At 46.7% G+C, this 19,743-nt stretch carries 18 protein-coding genes; 4 read left to right on the forward strand and 14 right to left on the reverse strand.

Translation table 11 applies throughout. The features are described from left to right. Genes LI091_RS06765 through LI091_RS06775 form a run of 3 tightly spaced genes read right to left on the reverse strand, consistent with a single transcriptional unit; the run spans position 1 to position 3,591 of the window. Complete coding sequence (locus LI091_RS06765; RefSeq protein ID WP_022426879.1) at positions 1-1,467, reverse strand: UDP-N-acetylmuramoyl-L-alanyl-D-glutamate--2,6-diaminopimelate ligase; 1,467 nt, start codon at positions 1,465-1,467, stop codon at positions 1-3. After that, positions 1,464-1,667, reverse strand: a complete 204-nt coding sequence (locus LI091_RS06770) for a hypothetical protein (protein WP_173740612.1) — start codon at positions 1,665-1,667, stop codon at positions 1,464-1,466. Before LI091_RS06770 ends, LI091_RS06765 begins: the two co-directional genes overlap by 4 nt. Then, a complete protein-coding gene (locus LI091_RS06775) occupies positions 1,654-3,591 on the reverse strand; it encodes a DUF11 domain-containing protein (protein ID WP_265190959.1) in 1,938 nt (645 codons plus the stop codon). Before LI091_RS06775 ends, LI091_RS06770 begins: the two co-directional genes overlap by 14 nt. Positions 3,592-4,156: 565 nt before the next feature. Here LI091_RS06775 and arcC point away from each other — a divergent pair. Then, complete coding sequence (gene arcC / locus LI091_RS06780; protein WP_015526125.1) at positions 4,157-5,089, forward strand: carbamate kinase; 933 nt, start codon at positions 4,157-4,159, stop codon at positions 5,087-5,089. A 158-nt stretch (positions 5,090-5,247) separates the two neighbouring features. Here the strand turns inward: arcC and nrdD are convergent, their stop codons facing one another. Together nrdD and LI091_RS06790 are read right to left on the reverse strand one after the other, a co-directional pair. Beyond that, on the reverse strand, positions 5,248-7,383 hold the full coding sequence (gene nrdD, locus LI091_RS06785) for an anaerobic ribonucleoside-triphosphate reductase (RefSeq protein WP_015526126.1): 2,136 nt from the start codon (positions 7,381-7,383) through the stop codon (positions 5,248-5,250). Positions 7,384-7,583: 200 nt separating this feature from the next. After that, positions 7,584-8,135, reverse strand: a complete 552-nt coding sequence (locus LI091_RS06790; RefSeq protein WP_173740610.1) for a hypothetical protein — start codon at positions 8,133-8,135, stop codon at positions 7,584-7,586. Positions 8,136-8,351: 216 nt separating this feature from the next. Here LI091_RS06790 and asnA point away from each other — a divergent pair, with 216 nt between their 5' ends. Continuing rightward, positions 8,352-9,362: an aspartate--ammonia ligase gene (gene asnA, locus LI091_RS06795; RefSeq protein WP_015526128.1), complete on the forward strand. Its 1,011-nt coding sequence runs from the start codon at positions 8,352-8,354 to the stop codon at positions 9,360-9,362. A 48-nt stretch (positions 9,363-9,410) separates the two neighbouring features. Further along, positions 9,411-9,845, forward strand: a complete 435-nt coding sequence (locus LI091_RS06800; protein WP_021651604.1) for a CBS domain-containing protein — start codon at positions 9,411-9,413, stop codon at positions 9,843-9,845. Between the two features lie 123 nt (positions 9,846-9,968). Here the strand turns inward: LI091_RS06800 and LI091_RS06805 are convergent, their stop codons facing one another. From LI091_RS06805 to LI091_RS06815, 3 genes are all read right to left on the reverse strand, one after another. Beyond that, complete coding sequence (locus LI091_RS06805) at positions 9,969-10,712, reverse strand: amino acid ABC transporter ATP-binding protein (RefSeq protein ID WP_021651603.1); 744 nt, start codon at positions 10,710-10,712, stop codon at positions 9,969-9,971. Beyond that, complete coding sequence (locus tag LI091_RS06810) at positions 10,699-11,391, reverse strand: amino acid ABC transporter permease (RefSeq protein WP_059086976.1); 693 nt, start codon at positions 11,389-11,391, stop codon at positions 10,699-10,701. Before LI091_RS06810 ends, LI091_RS06805 begins: the two co-directional genes overlap by 14 nt. A gap of 144 nt (positions 11,392-11,535) precedes the next feature. Further along, the gene (locus LI091_RS06815) at positions 11,536-12,312 is read right to left on the reverse strand and encodes a transporter substrate-binding domain-containing protein (protein WP_015526132.1); all 777 of its coding nucleotides are present in this window, start codon (positions 12,310-12,312) and stop codon (positions 11,536-11,538) included. Positions 12,313-12,809: 497 nt separating this feature from the next. Here LI091_RS06815 and dapF point away from each other — a divergent pair, with 497 nt between their 5' ends. Then, complete coding sequence (dapF, locus tag LI091_RS06820; RefSeq protein ID WP_256163833.1) at positions 12,810-13,664, forward strand: diaminopimelate epimerase; 855 nt, start codon at positions 12,810-12,812, stop codon at positions 13,662-13,664. A 63-nt stretch (positions 13,665-13,727) separates the two neighbouring features. On the opposite strand, the gene LI091_RS06825 is transcribed toward dapF, so the two are convergent. The 6 genes from LI091_RS06825 to LI091_RS06850 form a co-directional block, all read right to left on the reverse strand. After that, the gene (locus LI091_RS06825) at positions 13,728-14,042 is read right to left on the reverse strand and encodes an AzlD domain-containing protein (RefSeq protein WP_015526135.1); all 315 of its coding nucleotides are present in this window, start codon (positions 14,040-14,042) and stop codon (positions 13,728-13,730) included. Continuing rightward, positions 14,032-14,751 (reverse strand): AzlC family ABC transporter permease, encoded by a 720-nt coding sequence (locus LI091_RS06830; RefSeq protein WP_015526136.1) that lies wholly within the window; start codon positions 14,749-14,751, stop codon positions 14,032-14,034. The genes LI091_RS06825 and LI091_RS06830 overlap by 11 nt, the downstream gene beginning before the upstream one ends. A gap of 264 nt (positions 14,752-15,015) precedes the next feature. Then, on the reverse strand, positions 15,016-17,037 hold the full coding sequence (locus tag LI091_RS06835; RefSeq protein WP_022426865.1) for an ABC transporter permease: 2,022 nt from the start codon (positions 17,035-17,037) through the stop codon (positions 15,016-15,018). Then, the gene (locus LI091_RS06840; RefSeq protein ID WP_015526139.1) at positions 17,030-17,797 is read right to left on the reverse strand and encodes an ABC transporter ATP-binding protein; all 768 of its coding nucleotides are present in this window, start codon (positions 17,795-17,797) and stop codon (positions 17,030-17,032) included. The genes LI091_RS06835 and LI091_RS06840 overlap by 8 nt, the downstream gene beginning before the upstream one ends. Positions 17,798-17,983: 186 nt before the next feature. Then, positions 17,984-19,042 carry a sensor histidine kinase gene (locus LI091_RS06845; RefSeq protein ID WP_022426864.1) on the reverse strand — a complete coding sequence of 353 codons (1,059 nt, stop codon included), beginning with the start codon at positions 19,040-19,042 and terminating at the stop codon, positions 17,984-17,986. A gap of 7 nt (positions 19,043-19,049) precedes the next feature. Further along, positions 19,050-19,721: a response regulator transcription factor gene (locus LI091_RS06850; RefSeq protein WP_022426863.1), complete on the reverse strand. Its 672-nt coding sequence runs from the start codon at positions 19,719-19,721 to the stop codon at positions 19,050-19,052. Between the last annotated feature and the right edge of the window lie 22 nt (positions 19,722-19,743).

Below are 19,743 nucleotides of genomic sequence, written 5' to 3' on the forward strand. Positions count from 1 at the left end.
TTACGCTTTCTGATCTTCTTCCAGGATCTCCCGGATCAGTACACGCTCATCCATGGGATATTTCTTACCCTTGATCTCCTGATAATCCTCATGGCCCTTTCCGGCAAGGACGATGATATCTCCCGGCTCACCATGATGGATCGCGTAGGCGATCGCCTCTTTACGATCCGGGATCTCTACATATTTTCCATCTGTTTTTGCCATTCCGATCTTAATATCATCGATGATGGCCTGTGGATCCTCATCTCGCGGATTATCTGAAGTAATGATGGTCAGATCTGCCATCTTTCCTGAAACCTCACCCATTTCATAACGGCGCAGCTTGGAACGGTTTCCGCCACAGCCAAACAGGCATACCAGTCTGTGCGGATCATATTCCTTCAGTGTTCCAAGAAGGCTCTCCAGCGCCATGGCATTATGTGCGTAATCGATCATCAGTGTGAATTCGTCAGATACCTTGATCATCTCAATACGGCCTTTGACCCTGGCCACCTTCAGAGCTTTGATGATATTCTCCTCGGATACCTTAAAATGACGGCAGATGGCAATGGCAGTCAGAGAATTGTAAATGCTGAACTTACCTGGAATATCGATCTCCACAGGAAAATCCATAAGTCCCTTAACATGATAGGAAATTCCCAGATAGCCCTTTCTTCCAACGAGTCTGGCGCCCTCTGCACGGAGATCTGCTTTTTCGGAAAATCCATAGGTTTCAAGTTTACAGGTGTGGCCTTCGATAATGCGGTCAAAGTGTTCATCGTCACGATTTACGATACCAACCTTACACTGTCTGAGAAGCATGGATTTGCAGTGCAGATAATCATCAAAGTCCTTGTGCTCATTCGGTCCGATATGATCTGGTTCAATATTTGTGAAAATTCCAAAATCAAACACAAATCCCTGGGTTCTGTGAAGCATCAGTCCCTGTGAGGAAACCTCCATAACGACCGCATCGCAGCCTGCTTCTACCATATCATGAAAATATTTCTGTACCATATAGGATTCCGGTGTCGTGTTGGCTGCCGGGATATGCTTCTCCCCGATAACAGCCTCGATGGTTCCGATCAGACCAACCTTATATCCGGCATTCTCAAGGATCGATTTCACCATATAGGTTGTAGTTGTTTTTCCTTTGGTTCCGGTGATACCGATGGTTTTGAGCTTTTCTGCCGGATGTCCGAACCATGCTGCTGAAATAAAGGCCATGGCGTAACGGGTATCCTCTACCTGGATCACTGTCACATCCTCCGGTGCCTCCACCGCTTCTTCCACGATGAGTGTCTTCGCACCCTTTGCCACAACATCAGGTATAAATTTATGTCCATCCACGACCGCACCTCTGATGCAGATAAAAAGGCTCCCTTCTTCTACTTTGCGGGAATCATATACAACAGAAGAAACCTCCTGCTCTGTACTTCCCTGAAGGCATTTGTATTCAAGATGTTCCAATAAGGATAAAAGATTCATTTTTCTCCTCCATCTTCCCTTTTTCCGGTCTGACGGCAGCACACCGGAGGCGGGAAATATACTGTTCTTATTTTCTGTACATACCATATAGAATAGCACACCTCCCCCCTGTTTTCAACGTTTCTTTGAGGTACGGCCGCCTTGTAAAATATCAGCTTGTTACTGTTCACTCCGTTCTCAGTAACATCAGCTTTTTCCATAAATATCCGCATATTTTTTCCGGAGCCAGATGCCGCCCAGCACAGTCACCAAAGCTGTCACTGCCAGAAGCGTCCACAAATCCCTCCTGGTATCATCTCCGGTCTTCGGATGTGTGGACGCAGTTCTTGCCATCTGTATCTGACCGGAAGCCGGACCCTGGTCATCTCCCTGCAAAGGCAGCCCTTCTTCCGGCGTAATAGCCACCTCTCCTTTTACCATGACAGAAGCGGAGGCCTCCATCAATCGCTCTCCGGTTTCCTGGCTTGTGACCGTCACCTGGTTAAAAAGCTTCTGATCCGCTGTTTTTCCCGGGATCTTCACCACAGCCTGAAGAGAAACTGCCTCTCCCGGCGGGATCTGTTGGATCATTGCCTTTGTACGGCTGCTGTTGAGCGTTACACCTTCCTGCTCCAGAAACTGTGCATGGATCCCTGCTGCCTGAAAGCGCTCCGTTCCCACAACCGAATGAAGCGTTTTTTCACCGGTATTCACGATACAGATCTGATAGGTCACAGTCTCACCCGGTGCAGCGGTTTCTTTGTCTGCAGTTTTCTTTACAGAAAGATCCGCCTTCAGTGCCTCCAGACCATTTATAGTGGAAGCGTTCTTCCGGATCACCTCCTCCACTCTGTCCTTCACCCTGGCCTCTGCTTCCACCTGGTGCTCCAGATCTTTTTCCTGTTCATCCAGAAGCGGCGCCTGTACATAAAAGCTCCTGCTCTCTCCGGCTTTTAATTCTGCAAATTCCGCCACAGCCCCTTCTGTTAGAAGGCCTTCTGCATCTTCCCACAGCTGCCGGATCTTAGGGCATGAAAGGCTGCTGGTCAGACGGATATCTGCAAGATCCAGCTTTCCGGTATTGGCTATCTCTACCTGATAACGGATGGTCTGCCCTGCTTTCATTTTTTTATTCTGTGCAATTACCGACAATTCCATATCAGCCTCAGCAGCCTCCACGTCCAACATAGGCGAGATCCCCTCTGCGATCACCAGCTTTTCCCCGTTTTCTTCTGTCATGAGAAAGGTTCCCGCACCGGTACAGTCCTTCTGAAGCGGTTCCTCCTGAATCACAGGATAACTGCTTTTCTCTGCCGGAAAACGGTATTCCTGCCGCAGGATCAGCGGGATACGGAAAAAAATCTCATCCTGCCCGTTCTGCTCCACGTTCAGCACGCTTTCCAGCTTTGTGATCTCTGTAGCTTCACCGCTCTGGCTCCTTACAGAAATCTGCTGTGCAGCCATATTTTTCGGGACAGAATCCGTTTCCGGAACAAAATACTCCGAAATATACGTGACCAGCGTCAGCTTTTGCGTCTCCTCAAACTCACCTTCCTCTTCATTCCCTACATTTTCCCCTCCGGTCGACGTTCCTTCCGGTGTGAGCGGACCCGTTTTCTCCTGCTCTTCATCCTCCGGCTGTACTGTTTCCCCGGATGCCAGCTGCTCCACGTGCTCATATCCTTCCTCCATTTCTATTCCGATTCCTTCCACAACCTTATCCACCGGCAATTCCTGTTCTGGCTCTTCTTCCTGCTGCCAATCATCCTCTGGCAGCTCCTGTTCTGACTCCTTTTCCTGCTGCAAGTCATTCTCTGGCAGCTCCTGTTCTATCTCTTCTTCCTGCTCCACCGATGGATCTTCAATCTTCTGAAGTTCATCGCCCCACTTCTCATTTTTCTCCTTATCCTCCGAAAACCTTCTCCCGGACAGCCATTCATTCAGGCCGCGAATCCGGATCCCAAGCTCCGCCTGTCCGGATTCTATGTCTTTCCAGAACACACTCTGATCGATAAACGGTGCCTGTCCCGGCAAAAAATCTGCTCCCAGAGTCAGCTCCGGTTCTATTGTTCCTCCCAGCATGGCTCCTGCCAGCACTGTCACAATTCCGGCTTTCTTCATCTGTTTCCATATTCTGTTTTTCATGGCTCTTCCTCATTTCTGCCTGATCTGGCATTTCTTATACACATGTTTTTTTTACAGAAACTTACTTTTCCACAGACAAAGGCATCCCTCCCCGGCAAATGATGCATGATCAATATTTTTTTCGATAAAATAAAATGGATTTCTGCATCGAAACGATGCGTGAACAGATCCCGCAGAATGCAGGATCAAGACTTTTTCAATGTATCACATTTTCAGACCATGCGCAACCGGATATAAAAATTATAAAGTTTGTTTAAACTTTCTTTATAAATTTTCCATTTCTTTTAGATTAACGACATATTTTAAACATATTTTCTCTATATAATAGGTGTTGGATAGATGAAAAACCACTCTCTATCTCCCCCCTCAAAAAATAGTAGGAATCAAACCGTCTGACTGGATCAGGCGGTTTTTCCTGTCTCGGAAAACACTCGATTTTCTATTGCATTTCCCACATAGGTCTTTTATAATAAAATATAATATTCGTGCATCGTTTTCGATGTACTCGTTACTGAATACAGTAACTGATTTCATTCCAATTTTTAAGAGAAACGAGGTATTTCCTATGAGCGAAAAAACCGTAGTAGTTGCATTAGGCCACCGGGCACTTGGCACCACACTTCCAGAGCAAAAAACAGCTACAAAACTCGCAGCGAAGGTAATCGCAGATCTGGTAGAGGAGGGAACCCGCGTAGTGATCTCCCACAGCAACGGTCCGCAGGTAGGGATGATCCACACCGCAATGAATGAATTCGGTAAGGCACATCCTGATTATACATTTGCACCAATGTCCGTATGTTCCGCCATGAGCCAGGGTTATATCGGCTATGACCTTCAGAACGCCATCCGTGCTGAGCTTATCTCCAGAGGGATCTACAAACCGGTCAGCACAGTTCTGACACAGGTTGTCATCGATCCATACGATGAAGCATTTGCAGAGCCAGAGAAGATCATTGGACGTGTTCTTAACGCAGAAGAGGCCGAGGCTGAAGAAGAAAAAGGAAACTTTGTCACAAAGGTGGGCGAGGGCCAGTACAGACGTATCCTTGCAGCACCGAAGCCACAGAAGATCGTAGAGATTGAAACCGTAAAGGTCCTCTCTGCAGCAGAGCAGATCGTCATTGCCGCAGGCGGTGGCGGAATCCCGGTTCTTGAGCAGGGAACTCAGCTGAATGGTGCCAGCGCCATCATCGAGAAAGACCTGGCAGCAGGACTTCTTGCAGAAGAACTGAACGCTGACACTCTGATGATCCTTACAAGCGTCGAGAAAGTAAGCCTTGACCATAATACGGATCACGAATCTTATCTGGATACTATTTCCACAGAAGATGCCAAGAAATATATTGCCGGCAAACAGTTTGCGGCAGGCTCCATGCTTCCTAAGATCGAAGCAGGTGTTTCCTTCGTGGAGAAGGGAACCGGACGCCGTACCATCATCACAGACATGGCCCATGCAAAAGACGGCTACCGTGAGAAGACCGGAACTATCATTAAATGATCATTTTACGGACTCAGAATACAAAGTGAACTATAAAACTTCACTTTACATAAAAATATCCCGCAGACGGCTGCTGGTCTTACCGGCAGCTCTGCGGGATATTTTTATATTGTCTGGCTGTCCGATCACTGTTCCACAGTTGATCGGACAGCTAGCATTTACATAGATTTTCGCTCAGCGATCTCAGCCATCTTCGCCTCATTCAGGCGGGTATCTCCATGGACACGGCTGTAGGAAAGATATCCGTTCATACGGTCGATCTTGGTCAGATTTCTGGAACCGCAGACAGGGCATACATCCATCTCCAGTTCCTCATGACCACAATCGTCACAGTATGCAAGAGAAAGGTTCACTCCCTCATAATATCCCAGATCCATGGCTCTGCGGATCAGTGTACGGATAGCTTCCTTATTGTAGCCGATCGGATAACGTACATACTGAATCTTACCGCCATTGCAGAGCTCCCAGAAACGTCCCTCCAGATCCTGTTTCTCGATCGGAGTCACATCCTCTGTTACATGGCAGTGGAAGCTGTTGCTCACATATGGTCTGTCAGAAACGCCCTCAATGATTCCATACATCTTACGGAACTGCTCTACCTGCAGGCCACAAAGACTCTCTGCCGGTGTTCCGTAGATCGCATAAAGATAACCATCTTCCTTCTTGTACTGATTTACCTTGTCATTGATATATTTCAAGACCTCCAGAGCAAACGCCCCATCCTCGGCAATGGATTTGCCATTGTAAAGTTCCTGAAGCTCATTTAACGCTGTGATACCGAAGGAAGCTGTCATAGGCTTCAGGATCTTGCCAATCTTTTCATTCGGTTTCAGATGTCCGCCGTAGAAACCGCCTTCACAATATGCAAGCGGGTTGGTGGATGCACGCATCTGTCCCAGATATTCGTAAGTGCGAATATGCAGGTTACGGATCATTTCCAGATAGAAATCCAGAACCTCATAAAAATCTCTGCTCTCCGCTCTGGCTTTTGCAAGGATCATCGGAAGATGAAGGCTTACCGCACCAATGTTAAAACGTCCCACAAAAACAGGCGTATCATTCTCATCCGCCGGCTCCATACCGCCACGCTCATACCACGGACTTAAGAAAGCACGGCATCCCATCGGGCTGATGACCTTCTTGTATTTCCTGTACATACTGGAAATATAGCCTGCGCCGGACATAGACAGCCAGTCCGGATACATGGTTTTGGAGGAACACTCCACACCGGCCTCAAAAATATCCTCACAGCACTTTCCGGGACCATGGATCTCTTTGTCATAAAGGAATACGATCTTCGGGAAAAGTACCGGTTTCTTGTGTCCGGCCTTACCCTGTCCTCCCTGATGGACCTCAAGAAGGGAAATCGTACACATCTTCTCAAACTGCTCGGTTCCGAGACCAAGTGTCACCGTAACAAACGGATAATCACCTCTGGAAGAACCGACGGTATTCAGCTTGTACTCAATTCCCTGCCAGCCCTGGTCATAATCCCTGCGGACCTTATCAAGAGCATACTCAATAGCTCTCTCCTCACGGCCACTCCAGCTCTCATCCGAGTATTTCATAAATTCGGAAATATATTTATCATAGCTCTTCTTTGCATACGGTGCCAGGATCTTATCAACCTCCGGCACTGTAAAGCCACCATACTGCTGTGCTGCTGTACTGAGAATGATATCCCCCATAACATCAAAGGCTGTATCCAGAGTCTTCGGCTCGTTATACCAGACATTGCCCATCTCAAAACCGCCACTTAAAACAGCTGCCACATCGAACAGACAGCAATTCATGGTATCCAGACGTGCAGACTGGTCATGAATATAAATGTAGCCGTCCTTACATGCCTGAAGCTCATTACGGTTCATAAAAAACTTCCGATAGAGTTCCTTGTTCAGCTCATTAAAGATCAGGCTTCGTTTCGTGGCAACAAGGGCGCTGTCTGTATTGGCATTACTTTTATCACCGATATAACGGATCGCCTGACTCTTGGTATAGACATCATCCATCATATGGATAAAATCCAGCTTGTAATTCCGATAATCACGGTAGCTCTTGGCAACTGCCGGATTCACACGCTCCAGAGCCCCCTCCACGATATTGTGCATCTCCTGGATCTCAATCTCATTCTTTCCAAGGGAATCCGCATGCTCCTGGGCAAAACGGCAGATAAAATCCTTCTCCTCGTCTGAAAAAGTATAAAGAATACGCTCTGCGGATTTGTTCACGGCAGCCACGATCTTCTGCGGATTAAACTCCTCTCTTGTCCCGTCTTTCTTGATTACATATAACATTGCTCATCCCTCCCTGTGCTATATATAAGTCGCTATGCAAAATACTATATATAGTACCTATATCTTCTATATATTGTTTTTCATCTATATGTTGTGCTAGGCATGAGTATAACACAGCTGAGGAGAAAAGAAAAGGGATATTTCTGTATACACGAAAATACAGACACTTAGCACTGCCTGATCTCACTGCAGAAATATTCTCACAAATTTGTTCCGATCCAGTCTGCAAGAAAATCCCATAATTTCGGAAGCAGAATGGCCAGTGTCACTATAAACCATATGATCCAGCCTGCCCCGCTGCTTTTCTGATCTTTTTTTTGCTGTTTTTTTCCCTGATCTAAAACTTCTGCACGATTTCTGCCCACCGTTGTTTTATTCCTGGTATTAACTGCCGCAGCAGTCTTACGTCCGGCTGCTGCACCTGTATTCCGGCTTCTGGTTAGATTCCGATTCAAATCGGTATTGCGGCTTGCATTCGTATTCCGATTTATATTTGTATTCCGGTTTGCGTTCGTATTCCGGTTTACGTTCGTATTCCGGTTTACGTTTCCGTTATGTTGTGTTGTTTGATCAGCATCCTGTCCATACTGCCGCATCATATCCCGCACTTTGGCGGAAGCATGTTTATAATGTATCTCCCGGGGCTCATTCAAATGATATAACACCTCATCATTTCTGTAAGGCATCCCACATAATGAACACCTGCCATTTACAACCTTACCCCCACAAACCTGACACCTTTGACCTGCCATAAGCTCCCTCCATTCTATCCGTCAAAACGGATATTTATATTTCCGTCGTAAACATAAGCATTCTTTTTTCAGTATATCACACCAGGCATTTAATACCCAGCATTTTTCTACGATACCCCAAAAGACTTCCCCTCTCATTATATTGCCACTCCACCCATTTTCTGCTATAATACCCCACAGAGCAATAAGCCTAAAAATCATCAGGAGGAGCCGATAATGAATACAATCACAATCCCCGCAACCTATCATGCAGACCTGAACCTCCATGACACACAGATTGCGATCAAAACAGTAAAAGATTTCTTCCAGCAGACACTCTCACAGAAGCTGAACCTTCTTCGAGTATCCGCTCCAACATTTGTAGCACCGGAATCCGGCCTTAATGACAACCTTAATGGTGTAGAGCGCCCGGTAAGCTTTGATATCAAGGCTATCGAAGGAAGCAACGCCGAAATCGTACACTCCCTTGCCAAATGGAAACGCTACGCACTGAAAAAATACGGATTTTCTCACGGAGAAGGTCTTTACACAGATATGGTAGCCATCCGCCGGGATGAAGATCTGGACAATATCCACTCTGTTTACGTAGACCAGTGGGACTGGGAAAAGATCATCTCCAAAGAAGAACGTTCCATGGAGACTCTCAAGGAAACCGTACGCACCATTTACAGTGTCCTTCGTAAAACTGAGAAATACATGGCTGTACAGTATGACTACATCGAGGAGATCCTTCCGAAGGATATCTTCTTTATCACAACTCAGGAGCTTCTTGACATGTATCCGGACTGTACACCGAAGGAACGTGAATATCGGATCACCCGTGAAAAGGGCGCTGTCTTCCTTATGAAAGTCGGCAAAACCCTCACCAACGGCGAGCGCCACGACGGACGTGCCCCGGACTATGATGACTGGGAACTGAACGGTGATATCCTCGTATACTATCCGGTACTTGACATTGCCCTTGAGCTTTCCTCAATGGGAATCCGTGTTGACGAGGACGCACTTGACCGCCAGCTTACCGAAGCAGGCTGTGATGACCGAAGAGAGCTTCCATTCCAGAAGGCCATCCTGAACAAAGAGCTTCCGTACACCATCGGTGGTGGTATCGGACAGTCTAGGATCTGTATGTTCTTCCTTCGTAAAGCACACATCGGAGAAGTACATGTCTCTCTCTGGCCGAAGGAGATCACAGATGCTGCAGAGACACACGGACTTCAGCTTCTCTAAAACAGCCTACAGATTTATTTATAATTTTCGCGGAAATGAGGTAATAACGTGAACATTCTGTTTTTTCTGATTCCCAAAAGCGAAGTAGCCTACATCTTTGAGGATGAAACTCTTCGCCAGACCCTCGAAAAAATGGAGCACCGCAAGTACTCCTGCATTCCTATCCTCACCATGGACGGCAAATATCTCGGCACCATCTCAGAGGGAGATCTCCTCTGGGGCATGCGCCGTGCAGATATCCACGACATCAAGGAAACAGAGGGAATCCCGATCATGGCGATCCCACGCCGTGCCACCTACAAACCGGTCCATGCAGATTCCAATATGGAAGATCTCCTGGATCGCGCCATTAATCAGAACTTCGTACCGGTGGTAGATGACCAGGGCTCCTTCATCGGGATCATAACCAGAAAATCTATCATCAAATACTGTTACAACGAAATAAAAGCCGCACAAAAAACTGCCGGTGAAGAAATCCACTGAGCAGCGGAAAGAAAAAAGATTTTTTTGCAACTAGCACTACAAAAAACGGATGCTTTATCTCCTGCAGCATTTCCACAGGAGGATCAAGCATCCGTTTTTAATATTCTTATATTTATAATGTCATTATAATGTCTTTGAAAGAAACTCTCGAAGTCTCTTATTCTTTGGATTTGCAAAGAATTCCTTAGGAGAATTTTCTTCCTGGATCTTTCCTTCATCAATGAAGAGGACTCTGGTTGCCACCTCGCGGGCAAAGCCCATCTCATGAGTTACCACAACCATGGTCATGCCGGATCTTGCAAGCTCCTGCATCAGTTCCAAGACCTCTCCTACCATCTCCGGATCAAGAGCAGATGTAGGCTCATCAAACAGCATCACGTCCGGGTTCATAGCAAGAGATCTTGCAATGGCGATACGCTGCTTCTGACCGCCGGAAAGCATGTCCGGATAGGAATCTGCCTTATCCGGAAGACCTACTCGCTCCAGAAGCTCCAGTGCCGTTTTTTCAGCCTCTTCCTTACTCATAAGATTCAGAGTCACAGGTGCGAGCATAATGTTCTCTTTTACTGTCTTATGTGGAAAAAGATTAAACTGCTGGAATACCATTCCGATCTTCTGACGATGACGGTTGATATCCACCTTGGAATCTGTGATGTCGGTTCCCTCAAAGAGGATTTTTCCCCCGGTCGGCTCCTCAAGGAGATTCAGGGAACGGAGGAATGTAGATTTACCACAGCCGGATGGTCCGATAATGGCTACTACTTCACCTCTGCGGATCTGTGTGGTGATCCCGTTGAGAACCTGATTGCCGCCATAGGCCTTTTCAAGTCCCTGTACATCCAGAAGCACTTCATTACTTACGCTCATTGGTTCTCAGCCTCCTTTCAAGTCTTCCTACCAGATAGGTAAGAAAACAAACGATCACAAGATAGATCGCAGCTACTACCAGCAGCGGGAACAGTGCACTGTAGGTCTGGCTTCGGATAATGTCTCCGCCACGGGTCAGATCCATAAGTCCGATATAACCACTGATGGATGTCTCCTTCAAAAGTACAATCAGCTCGTTTCCAAGGGCCGGCAGGATGTTCTTGACCGCCTGCGGAAGAATGATCTTGATCATAGTCTGTGTATAGTTAAGACCCAAGCTCCGTCCTGCCTCAAACTGTCCCTGATCAATAGACATGATACCGGAACGGACGATCTCAGCCACGTATGCAGCAGAGTTCATACCAAAGGCGATAATGGCAACAACTATCTTACCCGGATCTATGGTTGCAAAAATAACATAAAATACGATCAGCAGCTGTACCATCGTTGGTGTACCGCGGATCACAGTCAGATAAACACGACAGATCACATTAAGGATCTTAAGCTTACCTGTCTTATCATGTGTAGAACGGACAATAGCAATGACAAATCCCAGAAAAATACCAAGAAGTACAGCAAAAAAAGTAATGATGATGGTATTTTTCAGACCGGACAAAATGAACTGCCAGCGATTGTCGTCCAGAAAGTTAAACTGAAACTGTTCAATAAGACTCAAAATTTCCACCCTTTCCAAAACTACAGGTTCCGAAATCCGGAAAACATACCCGGATATCCGGAACCTGATCATTCGCTACTGAACCCTGCAACGAATATCTGTTTCTCAGCTTATCCGTTCAGAATCCTCTGATTTCTCTGTGCAAAATTATTTCTTTACAATAACAACCTGCTCTGCAGTTGTGTACGGATCAGTGAAATCAACGCTCTTTTTACGATCCTCTGTTACTGTCATTCCTGCAGCACCGAAATCAGCTTTTCCGGATTTAACAGAATTTACGATCGCATCAAACTCCATATCCTCGACCTTCAGCTCATATCCAAGCTTGTCGCAGACAGCCTGAGCGATATCAACATCAATACCTACGATCTTATCTCCGTCATAGTATTCGTATGGCTGGAAGGTTGCGTTTGTTGCCATGGTAAGAGTTCCCTTGGAGTGATCTGCATCCTTAGGAGTCTCATACGGTGTCTTACCTGCATCATCACCGATGTAGTTATCTCTGATGGAATCCAGAGTTCCGTCATCCTTCAGCTCCTTCAGCGCTTCGTTGAACTCTTTGGTAAGGTCTGCATTATCTTTGGAAAGACAGATTGCATACTCCTCTTTATCAAAAATATCCTCAACGATCTCAAGATCATCGTTTTTCTCAACAAATTTCTTGGCAGGCTCGCTGTCGATCACTACGCAGTCAATCTTACCCTGTTTCAGAGCCATAACAGCGTCATTACCTTTGTTGTATCTCTCTACTGTTGCGTCTTTAACCTCTGTAGCGTCTGCATCACCGGTTGTTCCAAGCTGAACACCGATCTTCTTACCCTCCAGATCATCTGCGCTCTTGATCTCATCTGCTGCAAAAACAGCGGATGTCATAGAAACTGTCATAGCTGCTGCAAGTGCAAGTGCCATAAATTTTCTCTTCATTTTTTCTTCCTCCTGAATTCTATGTACTTTACGTTAACTGTCTCTCTGCTTCTGTCAGTCCAATGTTACTGTTCACTTCGTGACCAGCAACACGCTCCGCGATGCACAGAAATCATGCTTTTGCATGATTTCGCGCCGAGATTCTCGGGTTTTCTGTGACCTGTGGTCACAAAAAACACCTCGCGGAATATTACCAGTGAACAGTAACAGCACAATCCGTAATGTACAGCATAATTATACATCTCCATGCATATTACTTTGTTTTATGATACCATGTTTCTGACAAAATGCAAGCATATAAAACCCATAAATCCGAAAATCCACCTGTAATTTATGGGAATTCCACAGGGAAAATTCACTTTTCGATAACAATTGTCCAATATACTATACTATTAAAGGCAACAAATGGAAAAAACCTGCGTGTTTTTTTCATGTGGGTCTTGTGCTCCAACAGAAAAAACAAGTATAATATTCAGAAACAAGAGGAGGCTACTATTATGAAATTCACGAAAATGCACGGCATTGGAAACGATTATGTATATGTAAACTGTTTCGAGGAAACTGTTAAGGATCCGGCCGCAGTGGCAAAATTTGTCAGCGACCGTCATTTTGGCATTGGTTCCGATGGGCTGATCCTGATCCGCCCGTCGAAGATTGCAGACTGCGAGATGGATATGTACAATCTGGACGGCTCTCAGGGTGCCATGTGCGGAAACGGTATCCGCTGCGTTGCCAAATATGTCTATGACCACGGCATTGTGGACAAAACTTCTTTAAGCATCGCCACAAGAAGCGGTATCAAATATGTGGATCTTACTATCCGCGACGGCAAGGCCTCCATGGTAAAAGTCAACATGGGCTCCCCGATCCTCACTGCAAAAGAGATCCCGGTGGTTTCCGAAACCGAGCAGGTGATCGACGCTCCCATCACCGTCGACGGAAAAGAATATCACATGACCGCAGTTTCCATGGGTAATCCTCATGCCATCATCTACGTAGACGATGTGGACAGCCTTGACCTGGAAAAGATCGGCCCGTCCTTTGAAAATCACGTATGCTTCCCGGACAGAGTCAACACTGAGTTTGTTCAGGTGATCGACCGCCACACCGTAAAGATGCGTGTATGGGAGCGTGGCTCCGGAGAAACCCTTGCCTGCGGCACAGGTGCCTGCGCAGTTACGGTAGCTTCCATCCTCAATGACAAGGTTGATGGCAGTAAGCCGGTTACTGTACAGCTTCTTGGCGGAGACTTAAACATCTCCTGGGAAAGAGATGAAAACCTTGTATATATGACAGGACCTGCAACTACGGTGTTTGACGGAGAGATCGATCTTGGATTTTTAGGTGAATAAATGAAAATGGAGGGAGCTTTTCGAAACTCCCTCCTGCGTATTATATTTCCACATATCCCCTCTTCAAATAAATACCAGAACCCTCTCCACGATAAACACCGCCGCACATGCCAGCAGGGCTACTGTGATCAGGCTTTTTTCCTTATATGCAGCAATAAGTGCTACCAGGAAACCTGCTGCACCGGAGATGATGCTGTCTGTGGCCTTCAGGATGGCCGGGAAGGTCATGGCTGCCAGACAGGCATATGGCACATAATACAGAAAGGACTTGATAAACGGGCTTCTGATCTCGTTTTTTGCAAGAGCAAGGGGCAGCATACGGATGAGATAGGTGACAATTGCCATCACCAGGATATAGAGATATACATTATGACTCATGAACGGCTTCCCCTTTCTCTTCCAGCGGGCAGAAATAAGCCGCCAGGCCTGCTACCAGAAGTGTTGTGATAATGATCATAAATCCGGATGATACCTGTTTTAACACCGGTGTCACCGCAAAAACAGTGCTGACTGCCATGGATGCCACAACAACCCCAAGAACCGGTCTGCTCTTTTTGGACGGCGGGATGATGATGGCCAGGAACATTCCGTAAATGGCAACGCTCAACGCACTAAGCATAAAATCCGGCAAAAGGCTTCCGGAGATTCCTCCTGCCAGAGTTCCAAGAGTCCATCCGGGAATTGCCACGCACATGGCTCCGTAATTATAAAATACGCTGACCTTTCCCTCCTGGGCCGCACTGATCCCGAAAATTTCATCGGTGATACCAAAAGCAGCGATGTATTTCAGGATACCGGACTCCTCACGCCGGAATTTCTGGGACAGGGAAAATGACATCAGGCAGTATCTCAGGTTGATGATCAGCTGAGTCATTGCCATCTCCCACATGGAGCCTCCCGCAAAAATAATGTCCAGTCCCGCAAACTGACCGGCCGATGTCAGGTTGGTCAGGGAGATCAGAACTGCCTGCCAGATACGCAAGCCGCCGGCAACAGCCATCATGCCAAAGGTAAAGGATACCGCAAAATATCCAAGAGCGATGGGAACTCCATCCTTCATACCTTTTCTGAAACTTTCTCTTTTCATCGATTTCCTCCATTGTATGTACATTCCGTTATAAAACGCAACTATGAAAAGCACCTTTGCAGGCTTCTCCGATCTGTGCAGCGATCACCAGCGTCTCGTCTTACAGCGATCCAATAAATTAGTGCATCGCTATAGTTCGTTGTACATGTAAATAAGAGCGTGTCCGGAAACTTTTCTGCTTCCTGACACGCCCCTTTATTGTAGCATTGCCATATCAAAACTTCAATACTTCACAGCAAACACAGCTGTGCTTTTTCACCGATTTTATGCTTTTTCCACTATTTTATAGTAAGATCTGGCTGTCATGGAGTAGATCAGTCCATAGACCAGCGCAAAGGCCAGAACCGTTCCCGCAGTGCAGCCCACGTACAATTTTGTATTGGCCATTCCGAACAGCAGCAGGAGCCGGCGGATCAGCGGAAATGCCATGGAAATATGCACCATTGCCATCACAAGCGGGATAAAAAATACCAGAAGGATCTGTCTGCGGATAGCTCCTTTCACCTCTCTGCGGCTCATACCTACTTTCTGCATGATCTGGAACCTTCCCTGATCTTCGTAGCCCTCTGAGATCTGTTTGTAGTAAATGATCATCGCCGTTCCCATAAGGAACAGTGCTCCCAAAAAGATTCCAATAAACAGGATCGTTCCATTATCTACATAATACGTTTCGTACTCACTCTGGCGGACACCACCGATCACGATGGTATTCTCTGAAAAGCCACCGCTTCTGCAGTAATCTTTCAGTGCCTGATAAACAGCCTGGCCATACCGGATCTTTTCCTCCCCGCTGCCACGGATATCTACACCCAAATGAACTGTGAGATCTTTTCCAGCCTCGTAGGCATCAAGACCTTCATACATCTTTGTCCGAAGCCCGTCAATATACTCGAAATCGGAATCCGTCACAACAATTGCCGCCATATTGGATACCAGATTGTTCATGGCACTTAAAGGTGCTTTTTCCAGCCATTTTTTTACTGCAAAATCCCGGTCATCAATTTTTAATATGTCTTTTTCCTTTTCAGACGGATACCAGGCAAAGATCTCGCCGTCGTGAAGATCTGTTTTTTCACCGGTAAGTTTCTCATACTCAGACTGACGGATCGTATACAGATCTACGGATTTTCCATCTTCTGAGTAACTGTAAGCCTGTCCGATCATAATACCGTTTTTTTCCTGCCTGCAGCCGATCTCGAGATAAGTTTCGTCCACTGTTTTTTCTGCCGGCACCTGATCATTTTTGATTGCCTGTGCAAAAACTTTCTGAATCTGTTCACTCTGTTCCTGGCTGATGCCCGAAATCCTGGCATCCGTATCAAAAGGATACCGGTTCACCATGATGTCACCCATTCCAAAATACAGCGACACAGTCATAGAAAGAAGCAGGAGCACTCCTGTACTTAAAATACAGATGCTGGCCAGGCCTGCCGCATTTTGTTTCATACGATAGATCATGCCGGAGACACTGATAAAGTTGCCGGTTTTATAGTAGAACTTTTTGTTCTTTCGCAAAAGTTTCAGGATTACAATGCTTCCTGCGGTAAAAAGAAGATACGTTCCTGCCATAACCAGAATCACTGCCAGAAGAAAAATGAAAATTGCCTGGATTGGGGATTCCGTGGTTACTGCCAGATAATATCCCACTCCAAGAGAAATCATCCCCAGAAGTGCCATGAGCCATTTTGCCCGGGGCTCCTTCTCTCCTGTGTTTCCGCCTCTCAGAAGTTCTATGGGGTTATTCATCCTTACTCTGGTAAGATTCAGTGCCAGAATAACAAGAAAAATCCCTCCAAATCCTGCGATGCAAAACAGGATTCCTGTAATGGAAACATAAAATCCCAGCACTGCCGGAACATGAAGAAAACGGAAAAGCAAAAGCAGGGAGAGCTTGCTTCCAAGGATGCCAATCCCGATCCCTGCCGTCAGAGAAAGCAGCGAAGTCATGCTTGTTTCCAGAAACATCACTTTTCCGATATGGCCTTTTTCCAGTCCCAGAATGTTGTAAAGCCCGATTTCTTTCTGTCTGTGTTTCATGAGAAAACTGTTGCTGTAGATCAGAAAGATAACGCAGAAAATTCCAACAACCACTTCACCGGTTCCTACGATCATCCTCACTTCTGCTGCCTGGGGCACTGCTTTCTCCAATGTGGGACAGTCCCGCAGAAATTCCATCATATACATCATGGCAATGCAGAAAATGCAGGTAAGCATATAGGGAACATAGGTGCTCCGGTTATTCCGGATGTTCTGCACTGCCAGTTTTCCAAACATTCCTTTACGCATAGGTCTCACCGCCTGTCGTAAGGATCGTCAGGGTATCTGCAATCATCTGGTACATTTCCTGTCTTGTTTTTGTGCCACGGTAGATCTGGTGGAACACTTCGCCATCCTTGATAAAAAGTACTCTGGATGCGTGGCTGGCGGCCTGCGCGCTGTGAGTTACCATGAGAATGGTCTGGCCTTCCCGATTTACCTCATTGAACATGGAAAGAAGATCGGAGGCTGCACGGGAATCCAGGGCTCCGGTCGGTTCGTCCGCAAGGATCAGCTTCGGATCTGTGATCAGTGCCCTTGCAACTGCTGCTCTCTGCTTCTGTCCGCCGGAAACCTCGTAGGGGAATTTTTCCAGAAGCTGGTTGATGTGAAGGGCTTTTGCAATGGGACGGATCTTCTGCTCCATCTCCTGATAATCTTCCCCTGCCAGCACGAGAGGAAGATAAATATTGTCCCGGAGGCTGAAGGTGTCCAGAAGATTGAAATCCTGGAACACGAAGCCTAAGTTCTTCCGACGGAATGCGGAAATTTCTTTTTCTGTCAGGTGAGTAATGCTTTTTCCTTCCAGAAGCACTTCGCCGGATGTGGGGCGGTCCAGGGCTGCCAGAATATTCAGAAGTGTTGTTTTTCCGGAACCGGACTCTCCCATGATCGCCACATATTCTCCTTCTTCCACCGAAAATGTCACATTGAAAAGTGCCTGCACTTTATTTCCGCCGAAGCGGGTGCTGTATATCTTTTTTACATTTGTTACTTCCAGTAATGCCATACGCTAATTCCTTTCTTATCTGTATTTACAGCGATCCAGGGAGTCGTGCATCATGTTCTAAAGCGATCGAACCTGATGTAAGAATTACCCGAAACGCTATGTTATGGTTTCAGTATAAGAAAATTCTCCGGCGGCTGCCATCGAAGTGGCTTACATTTTACGGAGGAAGCTTACATTTGTGTAAGGTTAATACATCTCCAGATCTTTTTTCCACAGGCTCATCCGAACTTCCGTGCCTTTATCCACCTGGGAATCCACAGTGATCTCGTGACCCAGTTTTCTCAGGATCTTCCGGCTTAAATACAGACCGATCCCGGTAGCACGGTTGTCCTCCCGTCCATTGACGCCTGTGTAGCCTTTTTCGAAGATGCGCGGAAGATCCTCCGGCTGGATTCCGATGCCGGAGTCTGCGATGACCAGAGTTGCCGGGGCCGTATTACAAATCCCCGGAGCCGTATTCTGCTTCAAATTTGGATTCTCAGATACCCTGTTTCCACGCTCATCCTCCAGCCAGATTTCAATGCCGCCCGTTCTTGTATATTTCAACGCATTGGAAAGAATCTGTCCAATGACAAAACCAAGCCATTTTTCATCGGTAAGAACGATCGCATCTGTCCCCTCATATGATAACGAAAGCTTTTTTGACACAAAGATCCCTGCGTATTTATGGATCTGCTCCCGGATGATCCGATCCAGCGAGCATCGGGTCAGCTTCAGATCGGCGGACATGTCCTCCGTGCGAAGGTAGCCCAACACCATCTCCACATACTGTTCAATGCGAAAAAGCTGTGCCCCGGACTCCCGGTTCTCCTCCGGCTCCTCCCGAAGCAGCAGGCGTAGAGCAAAGATCGGCGTCTTGATCTGATGTGCCCACATAGTGTAGTAATCGGTCATTTCTTCCAGAGAACGCTGCCGTTCTGTCTCCGCACCCATCCGCATGCCGTCCAGTTTCCGGATGATATCCCTGTAAAGAAGCTCCACCTCATCGGTGGTCTCGCCCAGCCGGTCCAGATTAATCTCCGGAGCTTTTTCCACCAGGATTAAGTTCTGCACCTTCTGTCTGTAACAGGCATAACCGTATAAAAAAACGGCAGCTCCTGCTCCCAGCCACAGAACTGCCAGATAGACCGCCGCCTCCAGGGGAAGCTGGTACAGGCAGATCACTGCTGTCGACACAGCCGCCATAAAAACACAGGCGATGAAAAAAATTTTTGTCTGTTTTAAATATGCTCGAAATGATTCCATAAAAACCTCACACCATATATCCAAGACCTTTTCGCGTGATGATAAAATCCACAAGGCCTGCCGCCTCCAGTTTTTTGCGAAGGCGTGTAATGTTTACGGTCAGGGTGTTGTCATCCACAAAGCTGTCACTTTCCCACAGTTTTGTCATAATGGCATCTCTGGATACCGGTTTCCCTGCCTGGGAAAAAAGCAGTTCCAGGATACGCAGTTCATTTCTGGTCAGTTCCGTCTCCTCCCCGTTCCAGGTCAGTGTCGCTCTGGAAAGATTGAGAACCGCGCCTTTATGTTCCAGGACATTTCCCGGGTTTCCGAAGGAATAGGTTCTGCGGAGGATTGCCTGGATCTTGGCCACCAGTACGTCCATATCAAAAGGCTTGGCAATAAAGTCATCGGCTCCACGGCTCATGGCCATGACCATGTTCATGTTATCCGCTGCGGAGGAGATGAAGATCACCGGCACCTGGGAAACCTTTCGGATTTCCTCACACCAGTGAAAGCCATTATAAAATGGAAGTTTCAGATCCAGAAGAACAAGCTGAGGATCTTTCCCCGCAAATTCCTGCAGTATATTGGAAAAATCCTCAGCCAGAAAAACGTCATATCCCCAGGAACTGAGATGCTTTTTCAGAAGATTCGCGATTGTTTCGTCATCTTCTACAATAAAAATACGATACTTCATTCCTGTTTGTCCCTTTTATGCG

The organism is Blautia sp. MSK20_18 (assembly GCF_020553125.1).
Lineage (GTDB): Bacteria > Bacillota > Clostridia > Lachnospirales > Lachnospiraceae > Blautia_A > Blautia_A fusiformis.